The sequence below is a fragment of the Pseudonocardia petroleophila genome (genome assembly GCF_014235185.1).
GTDB lineage: Bacteria > Actinomycetota > Actinomycetes > Mycobacteriales > Pseudonocardiaceae > Pseudonocardia > Pseudonocardia petroleophila.
Genome location: NZ_CP060131.1, coordinates 3,299,535 through 3,319,289, shown reverse-complemented (window position 1 = coordinate 3,319,289; position 19,755 = coordinate 3,299,535). Strand labels below are relative to the sequence as shown.

Genomic DNA, 19,755 nt, shown 5'->3' with positions numbered 1-19,755 from the left:
CGACGCTAGTGCGACGCTGGGCCCATGCGCAGCGAAGTGATCCAGATCCGGACCGGCGACCGCGAGACCGTCGTCGACCTGACCGCCGAGATCGACGCGTTCCTCGCCTCCGGCGACGGCGGCGACGGCCTGCTCAGCGTGTGGGTGCCGCACGCCACCGCGGGGATCGCGGTGATCGAGACCGGGGCGGGCAGCGACACCGACCTGCTCACGGCCCTGCGCGCCCTCCTGCCCGCCGACGACCGGTGGGGCCACCGCCACGGGAGCGCGGGTCACGGGCGCGACCACGTGCTGCCCGGGATCGTCGCCCCGTCGATCACGGTCCCGGTGCTCGGCGGGCGCCCGACGCTGGGCACCTGGCAGTCGGTCTGCCTGGTCGACACCAACGGCGACAACCCCGTCCGGTCGGTGCGCCTGTCGTTCCTGGCGGGCTGACCGGGCACGGGTGGGCCGATCGGCGCAGCGGCGGTGTCCTAGAGTCGCGAACCGTGACGACGCCGCAGGGGGGCTCGCCGGACGACGGTCCGGATGCTGGTGCGGACGACGGGGCCCGGTCCGCCGCACCCGATCCGGACGTCACCTCGTTCGCCGCGCCGCCCCAGGACCCGCCGTTCGCGGCCCGGGGCCGCGACTGGTCCGAGGAGGGGGCGCCCGCCGCGGACCCCACCCCGGCCGGGCCCGCCGACCCGACCGTCGCCGGTGGGTGGCCGCCCGGACAGGCGGGTTCGCCGTGGGCCGGTGACCCGTCCGGCCGGCACCCGTCCGGCCCGCACCCGCCCGCGGCCCCGGAGACCCGGCTCGGCTGGTCCGCCGACCAGCAGTGGGGACCCGACCAGCAGTGGGGACCCGACCAGCAGTGGGGACCCGGCCAGCAGTGGGGACCCGGCCAGCAGTGGGGACCCGGTGGTCCGTGGGGGCCCGGTCAGCCCCCGGGCGCCGCGTCCGCGCCCGGATGGCCGACCGGGCAGCAGCCCCCGGTGGGCACCGGCCCGTCGCCGCAGTGGGGGAACCCGCCGACGCAGGTCGGGACGCCGTGGGGCCCACCGGATCCCGGCCCGCAGGCCTGGGGACATCAGCCGGGACAGCACGCACCCGGTCAGCACGCTCCCGGTCAGCAGGTACCGGGTCAGCAGCCGTGGGGACAGCAGCCGTGGGGACAGCAGGCCTGGGGGCAGCAGCCGCAGCCGTGGGGCGGCTGGGCCCCGCCGCCTCCCCCGCCGCCGCGCCGCGGCCGCCTCGTCGCGCTGGTCTCCGTCGGGGTGCTGCTGCTCGCCGTGCTGGGCGTCGGCGGCTACCTGCTCCTGAACCGGACCACCGAGCAGCGCGTCCCCGCCGACTTCCGGACCATCACCACCGCGACCCTCACCTACGCGGTGCCACCGGAGTGGACCGACTCGCCGAACGTCGGCTCCGTCCTCGGCGCCCCGCTGGAGGGGCGCGCCGACGCCCCCGGCTACGAGTGCGACGGCAACCAGTACTTCCGCGGGGTCGTCGCGAGCGCGTTCGTGCCGGGTGCGCGGCCCGCCGACGCGGTCGCGACGTCGTTCGCGCGCGAGACCGGCTCGTCGTTCTACCTCTCCGCCGACGGCGCCACGCCCGACGTCCAGGTGTCCGCACCCCGCCCGTTCGAGGCCGGCGGGGTCGCGGGCCAGCTCGTCGAGGCCACCTCCCGCACCCCCACCGACGACGGCTGCCTCGCCACCGAGGGCACCGTGCTCCTGCTCGCCCTGCCCACCACCGGACCCGACGGCTCGCCCGGCACGGCCGTCCTCGTCGTCAACGGTGACACCGCGGGCGGCCCGGCCGACGCTCCCCCGCTCGCCGACCGCGCCGACCTCGACGCCGTGCTGGCCAGCGCCCGCCTGCCCTCGATCTGACCCCCGAGGCGGGCGCCGTGCGGCGGCACCGTCGATACTCGGTCCCACCGACGAGGGGAGCGGGAGGGTCGTGGCGGAGATGTTCGGGCCGTACCGGCTCGACGGGCTGCTCGGGAGCGGCGGGATGGGCGAGGTCCACCGCGCCTACCACGTGGCGCAGGACCGCACGGTCGCCCTGAAGCTCCTGCACGCCGACCTGGGCGAGGACGCGGAGTTCCGGCAGCGGTTCCTGCGCGAGTCGCGGGTGACGGCGCGCCTGACCGATCCGCACGTCATCCCCATCCACAACTGGGGCGAGATCGACGGCCGGCTCTACCTCGACATGCGCCTGGTCGAGGGCGAGGACCTCGCGGAGCTGCTGGAGCGGTCCGGGCGGCTGTCCCCGGCCCGGGCGGTCGGGGTGCTCTCGCAGGTCGCGCGGGCGCTGGACAGCGCGCACCGGTCCGGGCTGATCCACCGCGACGTCAAGCCGTCCAACGTGCTCCTCGCCGCGAACGAGGACGGCGACGACTTCGCCTACCTCGTCGACTTCGGCATCGCGCGCTCGCTGAGCAGCGACACCACCGGGGCCGGGATCACGCGGGCGGGCACGGCCGTCGGCACGCTGGACTACATGGCCCCGGAGCGGTTCCTGGAGCAGCCGGTCGACGGGCGCGCCGACGTCTACGCGCTGGCCTGCGTGCTGCACGAGTGCCTGACCGGGGAGAAGCCGTTCCCGGTGGAGGGGCTGCCCGCGCTGATGCGGGCGCACCTGCGCACCCCACCGCCCCGGCCGTCGCAGCACCGGGTCGCCGCGCCCGCCACGATCGACGACGTCGTGGCGCGCGGCATGGCGAAGGACCCGGCGCAGCGCTTCCCGTCGGCCGGGGCGCTCGCCGTGGCCGCGCGCAAGGCGCTCGACGGGTCGGTGACGGTCGCCGACCTGTCCCGTCCCGAACCGGCGCGCCCCGAACCGGCCCGGCCCGGCGTCGCCCCCGACCAGCCGACGATCGTCCCGGCCGCACCGCCCGACCTGCCCTCCGACCACGCCCAGCTGATCGACCGCGCGGCGCTCGAGCGCGCGGCCCGCCGGGCGCGGGCGGACCAGCCGCGGCCCGCCCCGACCGACCGGCCGGCCCCGCCGCCGCGCCCGCCGGACCGTCCCGCGCCCGCCCGTCCGGGTCCCGGGTGGGGTCCGGACGCGACGACCCCCCTGGGACGCGAGACCCCCCTCCGGCACGCGGCGACGTCGAACGCCCCGCTCCCGGCGTACCGCCCGCCCGCCGCACCCGCCGCGGCCCCGCGCCGGTCGCCGTGGCCGTTCGTGGCGGGCGGTGCGGTGCTGGTGGTCGCGGCGGTCGTGGCGGCGGTGCTGCTGCTCCCCCGCGCCACCGACCCCCCGCAGCCCCCCGCCGACCTGACGCCCGCGCAGCAGTCGCTGCTGGCCGTCCTGCCGATCGGGTTCTCCGCGGCGAACTGCGCGCCCGCGCCCGACCGCGAGTCCCCGGCCGTCGACGCCGCCCTGACCTGCACGGACGGGCCTGCGAACGGCCCGGGCACGGCGACGTTCCTGCACTACGCCGCCGAGGCGCAGCTCGCGGCCGACCACGCCGCCGACGCCACCGCCCGCGCGCTCCCCGAGGGCGACATCACCACCTGCCGCGACGGGACCGCCACGGCCGGGAGCTGGTCCCGCAACCGCGAGACCGGGGCGCTCGCCTGCTACGCCGAGGCCGCGACGGGTGCCACGATCGACTGGACCGATCCCCGCACCCGCACCCGGGCCGTCGTCACCCGGTCCGACGGCGACGCCGCCGTCCTCTACGACTGGTGGTCGTTCGGCGGGTTCCTCTGAGCGGCCCGCGACGGTCCGCGCGGGCCCGGTTCACCGGGGCAGGTCGGCCAGCCGGTCGGCGACCTGCTCGGCGGTGGCCAGTCGCGCGGACCCCTCCGCGAGGCAGGCCCGCACGAGGTCGGCGTCGGCGGGGGCGAGGCCCGGGTGCACCACCGGCTGCCCGGACAGGACCTTGCGGATCGCCAGCAGCGGCTGCGTGTCGGGGAGGTCGCCGAACAGGCCGGTGCCGGCGAGCGCGCGGTGGACCGTGGCGCCCAGCGCCCACACCTCGGTGCGGCGCGAGGGGCGGGCACCGGCGAGCAGGTCGGGATCGGTGAACTCGACGGAGCTGGCGCGGCCCATGCCGGTCAGCGTCGTGCCGGGGCTGAGGTGCCGGGCGAGCCCGAGGTCGGACAGGCGCCCGCCGGCCGGCGGCCCGCCCGCGTCCCCGGCGAGCAGGACGTTGGCCGGCTTGACGTCGCCGTGCGCGAGCCCGGCCTCGTGCAGCGCGTGCGCGGCACGGGCGGCGTGCTCCAGGGCGAGCAGCGTCGTGGCGCGGTCGACGGCCCCGGCCGGGGCGGCGAGCGAACCGAGCGGGAAGTACTCCATCGCGTAGACGAAGCTGTCCTCCAGCACGGCGTCGAAGACCCGCACCAGGTACGGCGAGCGGACCGCGGCGAACGCGCGCAGCTCCCGCACGCCGCGCTCGTAGGCCTGCTCCCCCACGCGGTCGCCGAACACCTTCAGCGCGACGAACTCCTCGGCCAGCCCGAGGCGCGCGGGCGGGCGGGCCAGGTAGTAGCGGCCGTGGTTGCCCTCGCCGAGCAACCGCACGATCTCGTAGTCGGCCACCGCGGAGGGGGCCGTCAGCGCAGCGTCCACGCCGCTCCTCGCCTGGTCGTCGCGCCGGGCGGGCTCCCGGCGGGTGGTCGATAACATACGCGCGCCTCGAGGGAGGGCGCCCGGATGGACATGAAGCACGTGATCGCCTACGTCCTGCTCGACGTCGCGATCGTGGTGGTCGCGGCCCGGCTGACGGGCCGGTTGTTCCGGCGCGTCGGGCAGCCCGCGGTGATCGGCGAGATCGTCGCGGGCATCGCGCTCGGGCCGACGCTGCTGGGGGCGTTCCCCGGCGACCTGGACCAGGTGCTGTTCCCGCCCGACGTCCGCCCGTTCCTGTCGGTGATCGCGCAGCTCGGCCTGGCGCTGTTCATGTTCATCGTCGGGCTGGAGGTCGACCTCTCGCTGATCCGCGGGCGCCGCCGGGCCGCCGGTGCGGTCGCGGCGGGCTCGGTCGTGCTGCCGTTCGCGCTCGGCGTCGGGGTCGCGCTGGTCCTGCACCCCTACCACGCGGAGTCCGTCCCGCTCCTGCCGTTCGCGCTGTTCATGGGCGTGGCGATGTCGATCACCGCGCTGCCGGTGCTCGCCCGCATCCTCACCGAGCGGGGCATGCAGCGGACGCCGACCGGGGTGCTGGCGCTGGCCTGCGCCGCGATCGACGACGTCATCGGGTGGACGCTGCTCGCCGTCGTCGTCGCGGTGGCGGCGGGGGGCAGCGCCGGCGGCGCACTGGTGATCATGGGCTGGACGCTGCTGTTCGCGCTCGTCATGTTCTTCGGGGTCCGCCCGCTGCTCGCCCGGCTGGTCGGCTGGCACGCCCGGGCCGGGCGGCTGACCCCCGACATCCTCGCGGTCGTCCTGGCCGGGCTGCTCGCGTCGGCCTGGATCACCGAGATCATCGGGGTGCACGCGATCTTCGGCGCGTTCCTGTTCGGGGCGGTCATGCCGCGCCGCGAGGCCGCCGCGCTGACGCGGGAGATCCTGGAGCGCCTCGAGCAGGTCAGCCTGCTCCTGCTGTTGCCGGTGTTCTTCGTCGTCGCCGGGCTGCAGGTCGACGTCGGCGCGGTCGGGCCGGCCGGGATCTGGCAGCTCGGGCTGATCCTCGTGGCCGCGATCGCCGGCAAGTTCCTCGGCGCCTCGGTGGCGGCGCGGGCGCAGGGGATGCCGCGGCGGCAGTCGACCGCGCTGGGCGTGCTGATGAACACCCGCGGGCTGACCGAGATCGTGATCCTGCAGGTGGGGCTGCAGCTCGGCGTGCTCAGCCCCGCGATGTTCACCCTCATGGTGATCATGGCGCTGGTGACGACGGCCATGACCGGCCCGCTGATGAAGCTCGTCTACCCCGACCGCGTGCTGGCCCGCGAGCTGGCGGCGGCGGAGCGCGCCGAGCTGGGCGAGGTCGACGCGTTCACGGTGCTCGCCGTCGTCGACGACCCGGCGGACGGGCGGCGCGTCGCCGAGCTCGCCCGCGACCTCACCGGGCGCGAGCACCCCGCCCGCGTCGTCCTGTGCCGGCTGCTGCCCGCGCAGGTGGAGCTGGAGGTGGCCAGCGGGCTGGGCGCCGAGCTCGGCATGATCGCCGCGGCCGGTGACGAGCTGCGCACCCTGGCCCGTGAGCTGGAGGCCTGCGGCACGCCCGCGTCGGTGGTGGCCCGGTTCGGCCTCGATCCGGCCGCGCTCGCCGGCACCCTCGGCGCCGATCTCGTGCTGCTCACCGGGGACGCCGACACCGCCGTCGCGGCGCTGGCCGCGGTCCCCGAGACCACGGTGGTCGTGGCCCGGTTCGGGGCCGGCGAGGCCTCGACCGGCACCCCGCTGGCCCTCGTCGACGGCGCGGCGGGCGGGCGCGCGGCCCTGCGGATCGCCGCGCACCTGGCCCTGCGCGGCTCCGACGAGGTGGCGGTCGACTCCGCCGACGGGCGCGGGGGGTCGCGCCGGACCGGGGCCGCCGCCGACGCCCTGACCCGCCGCGGCGTCACGGCCCGGCCCGCACGGGCCGGCGAGATCGCGCAGGCCGCGGTGGTGGTGCTGCCCGACTCCGCCGACCCGCCCGTCGACCTCGGGGAGCACGCGGTGGTGCTGCGGGTGCGGCCGTCGGGGGCGGACCGGGACGACGACCTGGACCAGTCCCTGTCCCGCATCACCGTCACCCCCACCGACGCCCGCCACCCCTGACCCCGCCCCCACCCCGGCGAGTTTGCCGACGCCGCCCGGCGAGTTTGCCGTTGCCGCCCGGCGAGTTTGCCGACCACGCCCAGCGAGTTTGCCGTTGCGGGCCGGCGAGTTGCCGCAGACGCTCGGCAAGTTTGCCGGTGGCGCTGAGCGAGTTCGGCGATGCGGCGCCGCGGAGTTTGCGCGTGGCGCCGGGCGGGTTCGGCGGTGCGGCGCCGAGGATTTGCTGGTGGCGCCGGGCGGGTTCGGCGACGGTGTGTTCGGTGGATCGGTCTCTGCCGATCCATCGTGATGGCCCGTAACCGTTTTAAAGGACGTCTCGGACGCACAGCTCGGTGCCGGTCTCGGCCGTGGTCCGGTCTACTGCGGGCCAGGACGCCAACCGGTCACGCACGGGGTCGATCCGGGCGGTGGGGGTCGCGGTTCGGGACCACCGGACGTCTCGCCCCACCCGACCGAGCCCCCGAGCCCGGGTCGGGCACGTCGGTCGGGGACGGCCGCCCACCCCACCACGTCATCCGGTAGCTCACCCCAGACGACCCAACGCCCGACCGGCGCCAGCGCACCACGCCGAAGAATGGCGGACAGACCACCATCCGAAGCGCCCAGCCATGCGCCGAACGGTCCCTGAGCTGCGACAATCCGCTTCGATTCGAACGCATGTTCTAGTACAATCAGGTCATGGCCGGCGACACCCTCCAAGACGCGCACCAGCACCTCGCTGCCGCACTCGACGACCTCGCCGCCGCCACCACCCACGCCTCCGAGAACGACCTCATCTCCCTACTGACCCTCTGCGAAGGCGTCACGCGGCGGGTCGAGGCCATCTCCAGCGCCGCGGTGGCCGTTCTCGACGACCGGGGCACCTTCCTGTCCCGCGGCTATCCGAACACCGCGGCCGCACTGTCAGACCTGCTGGCCTGGGACCAGCGGCAGGCCCGGTCCTTCACCTCCGCGGCCACCGACGTCCACGGACGCACCACTCTCAGCGGGGAACAACTCCCCGCGCGGATGCCCGCCACCGCCGCCGCCCTCGGCGAAGGAACGATCGGGTGGCGACACGTCGAAGTCATCCACCGCGTCCTGGGCACCCGGGCTGCCGAACGGCTCAGCACCGCGGAGTGGACCGGCGCCGAGGCACAGCTCGCCGACTACGCCCAGCAGGCCAAGCCCGGACAACTGCTCAGCTTCGGCACCCTGCTGATCGACCGACTGGACCAGGACGGGCCGGAGCCCGACGACACCCCGCCCCCGGCCAACGAGCTCCGCCTGACCCGCCACCGCGGCGGCGCAGGCGGGTCGATCAAGGGCCGGTTCGAAGACCCCGCCCTCTACGACGCCATCGCCGCGGTCATCGACGCCAAGGCCAGGCCGTTGACCGCCGACGACGACCGGACCGCGGCCCAGCGACAGGCCGAAGCGCTCGCCGACGTCTGCGGGTACGTCCTCGACCACGGCGACGACCTCCCCGAGACCGGCGGCCGCCGCCCCCACCTCACCGTGATCATCCGACTCGAGGACCTCGAGGACCGAGCGCGCGGGGCGATGCTGGAGTTCGGCGGCACCATCACCCCCGCCACGCTGCGCACCCTGGCCTGCGACGCCGGCGTCGTCCCCATCGTCATGAACGGCGACAGCCAACCACTGGACGTGGGCCGGGAGAAGCGCACCATCCCCGACGGGCTCCGCAAAGCCATCACCGTCAGAGACCGCGGCTGCGCCCACCCCGGCTGCGACCGACCACCGTCCTGGTGCGACATCCACCACGTCGACCACTGGGGACACGAAGGACCCACCGAACTCAACAACCTGGTCATGCTCTGCAAAGCCCACCACCGCCAGATCCACCACACCGACTGGACCGTCCGGATCCGCGACGGACTACCGGAGTTCGTCCCACCACGATGGATCGACCCGGCACAGACCCCGCGCCGGAATCCGCCCGCCCACCTCGTCGCGTGGAGGCTCAGCGCACCCCGGACGGCGACTCAAAGACGAACGTGCGGCCACCCAGCCGTACCCGCATGCCCGGCTCCAGCCGGCGGGACCGGCCGGGCGGGAGCGGGGTCCAGGCCGGATCACCCGGGGAGGCGACGAACGTGCCGTTGCGCGAACCGGAGTCGACGAGGACGACGTCCCAGTTGTCGACGCGCACCTCGGCGTGCACGCGGGACACGGCACCGGAACGGTCCTCGACGACGATCGAGCGCAGCGCGCCGGAACGGACGCGGTCGTCGGACTCCGGCATGCGGCCCACCAGGTACTCGGCGTCGACGGTGTAGGTGGCGCCGTCGTCGAACACGAGCAGGCCGAGCGGGGGGCGCGAGCCGATGACCAGGACGCCGGTGCGCTCGTTCATCCGGATCCCGCACAGCACGCAGAAGTGCGAGCGGGGGTCGTTGAGGTGCCCGCGCGAGCACAGGTGGCCGCGCGCCTCACCCGGCTTCGGCCCGGTGGGGGCCGCGGTGGCCGGCCCGCCCGACAGCGACCGGGTGCCGGTGCCGACCGGCTCACCCGCCTCCAGGGGCGGGCGCGGCGGTTCCGCGGGCTCCACGCCGAGGATCGCTTCGGCGCGACGGGGCGCGGGCCGCGCTCGGGACGACCGGCCGGCGCCGTCCCGGTCCTCCGGACCCGCTGCGCCACGGTCGCCCGACCTGTCGGCCGGGTCGGCGGGGCCCGGGGCCGACGGCGCAGCGGCCGACCGGGGACCGGCGGCCCCCTTCCCGAGCTCGACGGCGGGGGGCGGCCACGAGGGGCGCGGGGACGACTCCTCCGCACCGGCGGCGGCCGGCACGGTGGGGGACGGCCCGTCCGGGGACGGCGCCGCGGCGGGTGGTGCGTCGGGCGCCGACGCGGGCGATGCGTCGGCGCGGAACGACCCGGCGGCAGGCGGTTCGGCGGACGGGGCGGTGGCGGGCCCTGTCGCAGACGGAGCACCGGAGGACGCCGCCCCCAAGGGCGCGGTGGCAGGCAGGGCGGCGGGAGGCGGGGCACCGGGCGCGGTGGCGGGCCGCGCGCCGGCGGACGGGCCACCACGGGGCTCGGTCGCGGGGGGAGCGGCGGCGGGCACCTTCCGCACCTCCGGGTCGGTGCCCGCGTCCACCGCCTCCATCCCGATCAGGGTGGGGTGGGCGTTGATGTTGTGGGGCGGCGCGGGGGCGGGGGCCGGGGCGGCGGCGGTGAGCAGCTCCACTCCCCCACCCCCGACGACGCCCTGGCGCAGGTCGAGCAGCACCGCGTGCGGGGCGGGTGCGGCGCCGGCCCCGTCGAGCGCGAGGCGCAGTGGGCCGGGCGGGACGAGCCGGTCGGTCCAGGCGGCGGCGTCCGCCCCGGACAGCACCACGTCGCCGACCTGTGCGCCGACCCCGCCGGACAGGAACACCGCGCACGACTCCCCGGCCCCCGCGACCGTGCCGAAGACGAGGGAGTCGGGCGGGGCGTCGGGGCCGCCGAGCCACCCGGCGAGGCGGCGGGCGAGGGCGCGGCCGGGCTCGGGACCGGCCACGGCGCGGCAGTGCGCGAGCAGGCGGGCCAGCGGCTCGGGCTCCGGGCAGCGGGCGACGCAGAGGATCCCCGGGAAGCGGGCGACCAGGCCGTCGCCCACCAGCACGACGGCGCGCCCGCCGTCGACGGCGGCGTTCACGTCAGATCAGCCTCCCGCCCCGGAACCGCCAGTGGACGAACGGGACGCGCATCGGTCCGTTCACCACGATCCACACGATGATCCACGTGGTGAGGAACTGCCCGAGGAACGCCCCGAACGGCACCTCGCGCGGCAACCCGGGCACGGCGTGCAGGGAGATCAGCAGCCACAGCAGCGCACCCTCGTTGATCGCCGTGAGCAGGCCGAACAGCGTCGGCCAGTCCTTCTCCCAGCGGAACTGCTGGATCAGGTGGTAGAGCAGCTCCCAGCCGACGCCGAGCACGATCACGGCGAGCAGCACGACGTAGGTGACCGCGTAGGGCTGGCCGACCAGCGGGCTGATCACCAGCGTCCACAGCCCGCCGACGACGAGCAGGACGAGCACACGGGTCTGGATGCGACCGTTCAGCGTGGGCAGCACGACGGCCCCTCAGATCTTCCGGCCGCGGGCCCACTGCCACCACTGCCGGGTGGAGCGGACGGGACCGAGCCGGGCGCAGAAACCGAGCCCCTCGAGGTCGTCGGCGATCTCCTGCGCCGCGATCTGCAGGCCCAGGAACGTGTCGACGCCCGGGAAGTAGCCGCCGTTGGTGGCGCTGCCGGAGGCGTACATCCGGCCCGGCTCGCTGCGCGTGCCGCGGACCTCGAAGGACCGCTCGACGTCGAGTCGGCCCAGCGGGTTGCGGCCGGCGCCGCCGTGGTCGAGCAGGTCGGCCAGTACGCGGTGCTCACGGATGTCGGCCTCCAGACCCGTGCAGTCGATGACGGCGGTGACCTGCACGTTCTGCGGCCCCTGCTGGGTCGACAGGGCGACCTGGACGGTGCCGGACGGCCCCGGCGTCAGACCGGTGATCTCGCCCTGGAACGCGTGGTACCAGCGCTCGCGACGGCCGCGGCCCTGCTGCTCGCGCCAGTTGCGGCGGATCGGGGTGTTGGTGCCGCCGAACTGCTTGTAGAGGTCGGCCCGGTCCTGGCCCTCCAGCTTGCGCACGCGCGCCTTGAGCTGCCCGCCCCACACCGACTTCGGGTAGTTGAAGCCCTGGTAGGCCCAGCCGTCACCGCCGCGGCGGCGCATCCAGACGTGCGGGCCGTGCGCCTTGGTCACGAACGTGCGGAACACGTGCAGGATCTGCGTCTGCAGGCCGCGGGCGTCGCGGTCGTCGATCAGCCGCTGCAGCACCCGCGACGCGACGATCCCGCCGCCGCGCACCAGCACGGTGCCCGGGGCGGCGTGCAGCCGCTGGTAGATCTGCTCGTGCGGCTCGTAGGCGTTGACGACGCTGCCGTAGTCGCGGTGGCGCTCGCGGTACTCCATGAGGTCGGGCAGGAACTTCAGGCCCGGGTAGCCGACGGCGACGTGCACGTACCGGCTGCGGTAGGCCACGCGCCGCGTCGGGCTGGTGCCCTCGGCCGGGGTGAGGATCGTGAAGTAGCCGCCGCCGATGCGCCGGCGCACCATCCGGACCTGCCCCTTCGCCACCATCGAGGCGTAGTCGATGCGGTCGTGCTCGCGCTCCATCGACTCGAAGGCCTGACCGGCCTTGGGCGTGTAGTAGTCGGCGAGGATCGGCTCGACGAGCACGTTCCACAGCGGCCTCGGCGACTTCGTGGCGAGCGCCTCGCGCACCGCGTAGCTGGGGAAGCCCCAGATGTTGTCCGGGCACGACGCGGAGTCGCTGCGCAGCCGCTCACCGCGCGGGATCTGGGAGACGCGCGTGAGGTACTCGTAGCTCTCCCACGGGCTCTCCAGCTGCGTGAGCACCCGGATCGCGGACGTCGGGACGCCGCAGATCCGCAGGTAGTCGACCGTCACGAAGGACCCGATGCCGCCGCCGACGGACACGAACGGCACGTCGACGACCGGGATCCCGGCCCGCGCGACGGCGTCGTCGGACCACCAGTCGGTGGCGATCAGCTCCGGGGTGAGGTCACCGGGCCGCACCGCCTCCGGTGCCGGGTCCGCCGCGACGGCCGGACCGGGCAGCCGGATCGTGTCCTCGCGCATCGCCCGCTCCCCCTCGTCGACCCGCCGACCGCCCCGGCCGACGAGCGGATCACATCCTGCCGTCACGGGGACCGGTCCCGACAACGGGTGTTACCCATTCGGTGCACCGGAGTGGTAGCACCCGCGACAGCGCCGGCGACATGATCGACGATCGACGCGGGTCTATGGTCGGCCGGACGGACCGGCAGAGGATGGGGAGATCGACGTGCTGGACTCGACGTTCGGGCCGTACCGGATCGAGGAGCTCCTCGGGCGGGGCGGCATGGGCGAGGTGTACCGCGCCCACGACACCGACACCGACCGCACCGTCGCGCTCAAGGTGCTGCCGCCCCACCTGGCGGAGGACCAGGAGTACCAGGAGCGGTTCCGGCGCGAGTGCCGCTCGGCGGCCCGGCTGCGCGAGCCGCACATCGTCCCGATCCACCGCTTCGGCGAGATCGATGGCCGGCTGTACCTGGACATGCGCCTCGTCGAGGGCACCGACCTCGCCACCTGGCTCAAGACGCACGGCCCGATGCCGCCGGTCGCCGCGGTGTCGGTGGTCTCGCAGATCGCCGCCGCGCTGGACGCCGCGCACGCCGAGGGGCTGGTGCACCGCGACGTCAAGCCGTCCAACGTCCTGCTCGCGGGCGTGCACGGCCCGACCGTCGACCGCGAGGTGTTCGCCTACCTGTTCGACTTCGGCATCGCCCGGGCCCAGGAGGGTGTCGGCGAGGACCCGGCGCTGACCCGCGCGGGCACGATGCCCGGCTCGCTGGCCTACATCGCGCCCGAGCGCTTCGCCGGTGTCGAGGGCGACCCGAAGGCCGACGTCTACGCGCTGGCCTGCGTGCTGCACCAGTCGCTCACCGGGCGCCCGCCCTTCGAGGGCGACATGGCGACGCTGATGAACGCCCACCTCAACGCCCCGCCGCCGCGCCCCAGCACGACCCGGCCGGACCTGCCCAGCGGGCTCGACAAGGTCGTCGCCCAGGGCATGGCCAAGGACCCCGCGCAGCGCCCGGCCAGCGCGGGCGCGCTCGCCGCGGCGGCCCGCGCCGAGATCGGCGGCTGGGGCACCGACCCGAACACCTCGGGGGCCACGGTGGCCTTCGGCGGCGGGTCCCGGCCCGACCTGGTCAAGCCGGCCACCGCCGTCATCCCGCCCACGTGGAACGCGCCCTCGAACCCGTCGAACCCGCAATACCCCTCGAGCCCGTCGAACCCGAGCAACCCGTGGGGCGCCCAGCAGCCCGCGTACGGCGCCCAGCCGGCGTACGGGCAGCAGCCCGCGTACGGCCAGCAGGGGTACGGCCAGGAGGGGTACGGCCAGCCGGGGTACGGCCAGCAGACCGCGTACGGGCAGCCGAACTGGGGCGGCGGCCAGCACCCGTCGAACCCGTCGTACCCGTCCTACCCGCAGCATCAGCCCCCGCCGAAGAAGGACCGCACGGCCCTCATCGCGATCTCCGTGGTCGCCGCGCTGGCCCTGATCGGCGGCGCGATCGTGTTCTTCGTGACGACGGGCAACGGCAGCGGCACCACCCCCACCCCGCCCTCGACGGTCGCGGCGCCGCCGACCACCGTCCCGCCGACGACCGTCGCCCCGACGACGGCCCCGTCGACCCCGGAGACGACGCTGCTCCTGTCCGAGCTGCCGGCCGGCTACTCCGCCGCCAACTGCGAGCCCGACCAGCTCGAGGGCACGACCGCGTTCGTCGTGTGCGCCGGCCCGCCCACCTCCGGCACCGGGCCGACCAGCGCCACCTTCGCCCGGTACGCCTCGGTGGAGGAGATGGACTCGACGTTCACCAGCCTGGCCGACGTCGAGGGGATCCCGGGCGAGACCGGCACGATCGAGCAGTGCAACGCGGCCGGCGCGTCCAACCGCGCGGTCTTCTCCCGGCAGAGCGGGGCGCTCGGCGGGCAGGTGGCCTGCTTCACCGACGCCGACACGGGCACCGCGTACCTGCTCTGGACCGACGAGGCCGCGCTGGCCATCGGTTACGTGGCGCAGAGCTCGGCCGACGCCGCCGCGCTCTACGCCTGGTGGAACACGGTCGACTTCGTCGCCGAACGCTGAGCTAGGCGGTCGCCCGCCCCGTCAGGTGGGCGACCGCGTCGGCCAGCGCGATCTCGACGCGCTCGCCGCTGCGGCGGTCCTTGACCTCGATCACGCCGTTCGCCAGCCCGCGACCGGCGACCACGATCGTCGGCACGCCGACCAGCTCCGCGTCGGCGAACTTGACGCCCGGTGAGGCCTTGCGGTCGTCGAGCAGCACGCGCAGCCCGGCGGCCTCCAGGTCGGCGGCCAGCGCGGCCCCGCCGGTGGCGATCTCCTCGGTCTTGCCCGCGACGACGACGTGCACGTCGTACGGCGAGACGGCGGCCGGCCACAACAGGCCCGAGTCGTCGTGGTTCTGCTCGGCGATCACCGCGACGAGCCGCGAGACGCCGATGCCGTAGGACCCCATCGTGATGCGGACGGGCTTGGAGTCCGGGCCCAGCGCGTCGAGCTGCGCGGCGTCGGCGTACTTGCGGCCGAGCTGGAACACGTGCCCGATCTCGATGCCGCGGGCGGCGGAGAGCGGCCCGGAGCCGTCGGGGGCCGGGTCGCCCTCGCGGACCTCGGCGGCCTCGATCGTGCCGTCGGGGGTGAAGTCGCGGCCCGCGACGAGGTCGACGACGTGGTGGTCGGCCTTGTCGGCGCCGGTGACCCACGCGGTGCCGGTGACGACGCGGGGGTCGACGAGGTAGCGCACCCCGTTGGCGGCCAGCGCCACCGGGCCGATGTAGCCCTTCACGAGGAAGTCGTTCCTCGCGAAGTCGGTGTCGGTGAGCAGCACCACCTCAGCGGGCTCCAGCGCGGCCTCCAGCCGCTTCATGTCGACCTCGCGGTCGCCGGGCACGCCGACGCCGAGCAGCGTCCACTCCTGCTCACCGGGGTTGCGCGTCTTGACCAGCACGTTCTTCAGGGTGTCGGCCGCGGTGAAGGTGCGGCCCAGCCCGGCGCCGTTGAGGAAGTCGACGAGCGACTCGATCGTCGGGGTGTTCGGGGTGTGGTGCGCCTGCGCCTCGGGCAGCCCGTCGAGCGGGATCTCCGGGGGCGCCGTCGTGGTGACGGCCTCGACGTTGGCCGCGTAGCCGCCCGGGCTCTGGACGAACGTGTCCTCGCCGGTGGGCGCGACGGCCAGGAACTCCTCCGACGCCGACCCGCCCATCGCCCCGGACGTCGCCGCGACGACGACGTACTCCAGCCCGAGCCGGTCGAAGATCTTCACGTACGCGGCGCGGTGCGCGGCGTAGGACGCCGACAGGCCCTCGTCGGCGAGGTCGAAGGAGTAGGAGTCCTTCATGAGGAACTCGCGCCCGCGCAGGATGCCCGCCCGGGGCCGCGCCTCGTCGCGGTACTTGTTCTGGATCTGGTACAGCGTGACCGGGTAGTCCTTGTAGGAGGAGTACTCGCCCTTCACGACCTGCGTGAACAGCTCCTCGTGCGTGGGGCCGAGGAGGTAGTCGTTGCCCCGCCGGTCCTTGAGCCGGAACAGGTTCGGGCCGTACTCGGTCCAGCGGCCGGTGGCCTCGTAGGGCTCGCGGGGCAGCAGCGCGGGCAGCTGGATCTCCTGGGCGCCGATGGCGTCCATCTCCTCGCGCACGATCTGCTCGACCGCACGCAGCACCTTCAGCCCCAGCGGCAGCCAGGTGTAGATCCCCGGGGCGACGCGGCGCACGTAGCCGGCGCGGACGAGCAGCTTGTGGCTCGGTACCTCCGCGTCGGCGGGGTCATCGCGCAGGGTCCGGAGGAACAACGACGACATCCTGGTCAGCACCCGGAGCAGCGTAGCGACGCTCCCCCGGTCCCGTCGTTCCGGTATCTCGCCTTGACCCACCGGGGGCCGCGCCGCCGTAACCTTTCCCCTCGCACGCGCGACACAGCGAACGGACAGCGACCAGCCCGAGTGCGGAGCGCCGATGACCACCCGACAGTTCGGCCAGTACGTCGTGCAGGACCTCCTCGGGTCCGGCGGGATGGGCGAGGTGTACCGCGCCCACGACACCCGCCGGGACCGCGAGGTGGCGCTCAAGCTGCTCCCGGAGCTGTTCTCCGGCGACGCGGAGTACACGCGCCGGTTCCGCCGGGAGTCCCACGTCGCCGCCCGGCTGCGCGAGCCGCACGTGATCCCGATCCACGACTTCGGCGAGATCGACGGGCGGCTGTTCATCGACATGCGCCTGGTCGACGGCCGCGACATCGGCCAGATCCTCGCCGAGGACGGGGCGCTCCCCCCGACCCGCGCGGTGCACCTCATCGGGCAGATCGCCGAGGCCCTCGACGCCGCGCACGCCGACGGGCTGGTGCACCGCGACGTCAAGCCGTCCAACGTGCTCGTCACGGCGAACGACTTCGTCTACGTCGTCGACTTCGGGATCGCCCGGTCCATCGGGACGGCCCGCACCTCGCTGACGATGACCGGGGCGACCATCGGCACGCTCGACTACATGGCGCCCGAGCGCTTCTCCAACCAGCCGGTCGACTGCCGCGCGGACGTCTACTCGCTGGCCTGCCTGCTCTACGAGTGCCTCACCGCGACCCGGCCGTTCAGCGGCGAGGACCTGCCCGCGCTGATGTACGCCCACCTGTTCACCGATCCGCCGCTGCCCAGCACGGTCAGCCGGACCGTCCTGCCCGCGCTCGACGAGGTCGTCGCCCGGGGCATGGCCAAGCGGCCCGACGACCGGTTCGCCTCGGCGGGCGAGTTCGCCGCCGCGGCCCGCGCGGCCGTCGCGGCGGGGGCCACGGGCGAGGCGGCCACCGTCGTGCACCCGCGTCCGCCCGCCCCGACCGCCGCGCCGACCGTCCGGGAGGCGGCACCCGCCCCGTCGGGGCCCGGCCGGATGCTGCCCGTGGAGTCGCTGGGGCTCGCCTCCGCCGACGGGCGGCACCGGTCCTCCCAGCCGCTGCCCGTCGACGACCCCGCCCCCGCCCGCCCGCGCCGCAGCCCCCTGCTGATCGGCCTGAGCGCGCTCGTCGTGGTGTCGCTGGTCGCGCTGGTCCTCACGGTGGTCCGGGTCTTCGGCCCCGGGTCCGCCGCGGCGACGGACGCCGGCCCCGTGGCCGCGCCGGTGCCCCCGGTCGAGGCGGCGGAGATCCTGCCCGCCGTCGCGATCCCGTCGGTGCTCGGCACGTTCCCCGGCGGCACCACCCCCGGCTACGTCCACGTGACGCCCAACGGCCGGTTCGCCTACATCTGCAACCGCAACGCGGGCGTCGTGACCGTGTTCGACACGACCATCAACAGCATCACCGCGACGATCCCGGTCCCGGCCGGGCCGCCCCGGTTCGTGTCGTTCTCCCCCGACGGCTCGCAGGCCTACCTGAGCATCTACAACGACGACTTCACGATCAACTTCGTCTCCGTGCTCGACACCGCGACCAACGCGATCGTCGAGACCGTGCCCGTCGGGAAGCGGCCGTTCGCCTCGTCGACGAACCCGGACGGGAGCCTGCTCTACGTCCCGAGCCACGACGACGGCCGCGTCGACGTGATCGACCTCGCCGCGGGGTCGGTCCGCCAGGAGATCGACGTGGCCCCCAACCCGCACTGGGTGGCCTTCGGGCGCGACGGGCGCGTGTTCTACACCGCCAACCACGAGTCCGGCGTCGTGTCCGTGATCGACACCGCCACCAGCGCGATCACCGCGGAGATCCCGGTCGGGGTCTCCCCGCACAGCATCGCCGTGTCCCCGGACGGCACCCGCCTGTCCGTCGTCAACTACGACAGCAACGAGGTGTCGGTGATCGACACCGCGACCTCCACCGTGGTGGCGACCGTGCCGGTCGGCCTGAAGCCGCAGGACATCGCGTACTCGCCCGACGGCCGGTTCTTCTACACCGCCAACGTCGACGACGACACCGTGACGGTCGTCAACGCCGCCACCAACACCGTCTCCGCCACCATCCCGACGGGCGACGGGCCGTCGAGCATCTCGGTGCTGCCCGACGGGTCCCGGGCCTATGTGTCGCTGCTCAACGCCGGGGAGATCATGGTCCTCGACACCGCCGCGACGTGAGTCCCGACCCGACGCGGATCGCCGGCTACCGCGTGATCCGGCGGATCGGTCGCGGCGGGATGAGCACGGTCTACCTCGCCGAGCACTTGCACCTGCACCGGCGCGTCGCCCTGAAGGTCCTCGACCCCGAGTTCGCGTCCACCCCGACCTTCCGCACCCGGTTCGCGCGCGAGTCCCAGATCGTCGCGGAGCTGGAGCACCCGCACATCGTCCCCGTCTACGACGCCGGCGAGGCCGACGGCCTGCTGTTCCTCGTCATGCGCTTCGTCGAGCAGGGGGACCTGCGCGACCTGCTCGCGGCGGGCGAACCGCTGCACCACGACCGGCTGCGGGTGCTGGTCGACCAGCTCGCGGGGGCGCTCGGGGTCGCCCACGACGCCGGGCTGGTGCACCGCGACATCAAGCCGGCCAACGTGCTGTTCTCCACCGGCCCCCGGGGCGGCGACCACTACTACCTCAGCGACTTCGGGATCACCAAGCGCGCCACCGCCGGACCGCCGCTGACCGCGACCGGGCAGGTGCTGGGCTCGGTCGACTTCATCGCGCCCGAGCAGATCGCGGGCCGGCCGCTGGACCGCCGGACCGACGTCTACGCGTTCGGCGGCCTGGTCTACCAGTGCCTGACCGGCCACCTCCCGTTCGAGCGCGACCACGAGCTCGCGGTGCTCCTCGCGCACGTCCGGGAGGACCCGCTGCCCCCGTCGACGCACCGCCCGGAGCTCTCCCCCGCCGTCGACGCGGTGCTGGCCCGGGTGCTGGCCAAGGACCCGGACGCCCGACCGGACACCGCCCGCGACTTCGCCGACGAGCTCGTCGCTGCCCTGGACGCGGCGCCGCTCCCGGCACCCGCGCCCACCGCGCCCGCTCCCACCGCCCCGGACCTGTCCGTCCCCGACGACGCGGACGACCCGGGGACCGACCCCCCGGAGGCCGACGACACGGAGGCCGACGACACGGAGAGCCGCACCGCGGAGAGCGGCACCGCGGTCGCGACGTCCGAGGTACCGGTCGACGAGGCCGGAGCGGACACGGCGGAGGGGGACGGGGACACCGCGGACGGGGACACCCCGGACGAGGAGGCGCCCACGACCCCGGTCGACGCCCCCGCGGCGGAACCGCGGACCGAGCGGATGCCGGTGCCCGACCGGCCCTCGCGGCCCGCCGCACCCGGGCCCGTCACGACGTTCGCCCCGCCCCCGACCGACGCGCCCCCGGCGACCGGCAACCCCCGTCCGGCGCCGGCCGCGCCCGGTGGCCCGCGCGACGAGCGGCGGTGGATCGTCCTGCTCGCGGTGCTGGCCGCGCTGCTCATCGCGGCCACCGTGGTGGTCGCGCTCGCCGGGGCGCGCTGAAC

12 protein-coding genes and 1 pseudogene are annotated in these 19,755 nt (G+C 75.1%); 8 read left to right on the top strand and 5 right to left on the bottom strand.

The window, feature by feature from the left end; genetic code table 11:
• Window positions 1-24: 24 nt before the first annotated feature.
• From H6H00_RS16525 to H6H00_RS32690, 3 genes are all read left to right on the top strand, one after another.
• Window positions 25-435, top strand: coding sequence for a secondary thiamine-phosphate synthase enzyme YjbQ (locus H6H00_RS16525; RefSeq protein WP_185716660.1), 411 nt, complete (start codon window positions 25-27; stop codon window positions 433-435).
• Window positions 436-488: 53 nt separating this feature from the next.
• A complete protein-coding gene (locus H6H00_RS16520) occupies window positions 489-1,877 on the top strand; it encodes a hypothetical protein (protein ID WP_185716659.1) in 1,389 nt (462 codons plus the stop codon).
• A gap of 79 nt (window positions 1,878-1,956) precedes the next feature.
• The gene (locus H6H00_RS32690) at window positions 1,957-3,711 is read left to right on the top strand and encodes a serine/threonine-protein kinase (protein WP_304633109.1); all 1,755 of its coding nucleotides are present in this window, start codon (window positions 1,957-1,959) and stop codon (window positions 3,709-3,711) included.
• A gap of 30 nt (window positions 3,712-3,741) precedes the next feature.
• On the opposite strand, the gene H6H00_RS16510 is transcribed toward H6H00_RS32690, so the two are convergent.
• Window positions 3,742-4,572 carry a protein kinase domain-containing protein gene (locus H6H00_RS16510; protein WP_221775556.1) on the bottom strand — a complete coding sequence of 277 codons (831 nt, stop codon included), beginning with the start codon at window positions 4,570-4,572 and terminating at the stop codon, window positions 3,742-3,744.
• 84 nt (window positions 4,573-4,656) lie between these two features.
• Between H6H00_RS16510 and H6H00_RS16505 the strand changes: the two genes are divergently transcribed.
• Window positions 4,657-6,705 carry a cation:proton antiporter gene (locus H6H00_RS16505; RefSeq protein ID WP_185716656.1) on the top strand — a complete coding sequence of 683 codons (2,049 nt, stop codon included), beginning with the start codon at window positions 4,657-4,659 and terminating at the stop codon, window positions 6,703-6,705.
• Window positions 6,706-7,383: 678 nt separating this feature from the next.
• Window positions 7,384-8,352, top strand: a pseudogene (locus H6H00_RS32845) (DUF222 domain-containing protein); the annotation flags it as partial.
• A gap of 316 nt (window positions 8,353-8,668) precedes the next feature.
• Here the strand turns inward: H6H00_RS32845 and H6H00_RS16495 are convergent.
• The 3 genes from H6H00_RS16495 to H6H00_RS16485 are packed head-to-tail and all read right to left on the bottom strand — an operon-like array spanning window position 8,669 to window position 12,350.
• Window positions 8,669-10,345 carry an FHA domain-containing protein gene (locus H6H00_RS16495; protein WP_185716655.1) on the bottom strand — a complete coding sequence of 559 codons (1,677 nt, stop codon included), beginning with the start codon at window positions 10,343-10,345 and terminating at the stop codon, window positions 8,669-8,671.
• Between the two features lies 1 nt (window position 10,346).
• Window positions 10,347-10,766: a hypothetical protein gene (locus H6H00_RS16490; RefSeq protein WP_185716654.1), complete on the bottom strand. Its 420-nt coding sequence runs from the start codon at window positions 10,764-10,766 to the stop codon at window positions 10,347-10,349.
• A gap of 9 nt (window positions 10,767-10,775) precedes the next feature.
• Window positions 10,776-12,350, bottom strand: coding sequence for an FAD/NAD(P)-binding protein (locus tag H6H00_RS16485; protein WP_185716653.1), 1,575 nt, complete (start codon window positions 12,348-12,350; stop codon window positions 10,776-10,778).
• Window positions 12,351-12,555: 205 nt separating this feature from the next.
• Here H6H00_RS16485 and H6H00_RS16480 point away from each other — a divergent pair, with 205 nt between their 5' ends.
• The gene (locus H6H00_RS16480) at window positions 12,556-14,412 is read left to right on the top strand and encodes a serine/threonine-protein kinase (protein WP_185716652.1); all 1,857 of its coding nucleotides are present in this window, start codon (window positions 12,556-12,558) and stop codon (window positions 14,410-14,412) included.
• 1 nt (window position 14,413) lies between these two features.
• Here H6H00_RS16480 and H6H00_RS16475 read toward each other — a convergent pair whose 3' ends face one another.
• Window positions 14,414-16,159 carry a proline--tRNA ligase gene (locus H6H00_RS16475; protein WP_185716651.1) on the bottom strand — a complete coding sequence of 582 codons (1,746 nt, stop codon included), beginning with the start codon at window positions 16,157-16,159 and terminating at the stop codon, window positions 14,414-14,416.
• A 142-nt stretch (window positions 16,160-16,301) separates the two neighbouring features.
• On the opposite strand from H6H00_RS16475, the gene H6H00_RS16470 reads away from it, so the two are divergent.
• A complete protein-coding gene (locus H6H00_RS16470; protein ID WP_185716650.1) occupies window positions 16,302-18,401 on the top strand; it encodes a protein kinase domain-containing protein in 2,100 nt (699 codons plus the stop codon).
• Window positions 18,398-19,753, top strand: a complete 1,356-nt coding sequence (locus tag H6H00_RS16465) for a serine/threonine-protein kinase (protein ID WP_185716649.1) — start codon at window positions 18,398-18,400, stop codon at window positions 19,751-19,753. Before H6H00_RS16470 ends, H6H00_RS16465 begins: the two co-directional genes overlap by 4 nt.
• The last annotated feature ends 2 nt before the right edge of the window (window positions 19,754-19,755 follow it).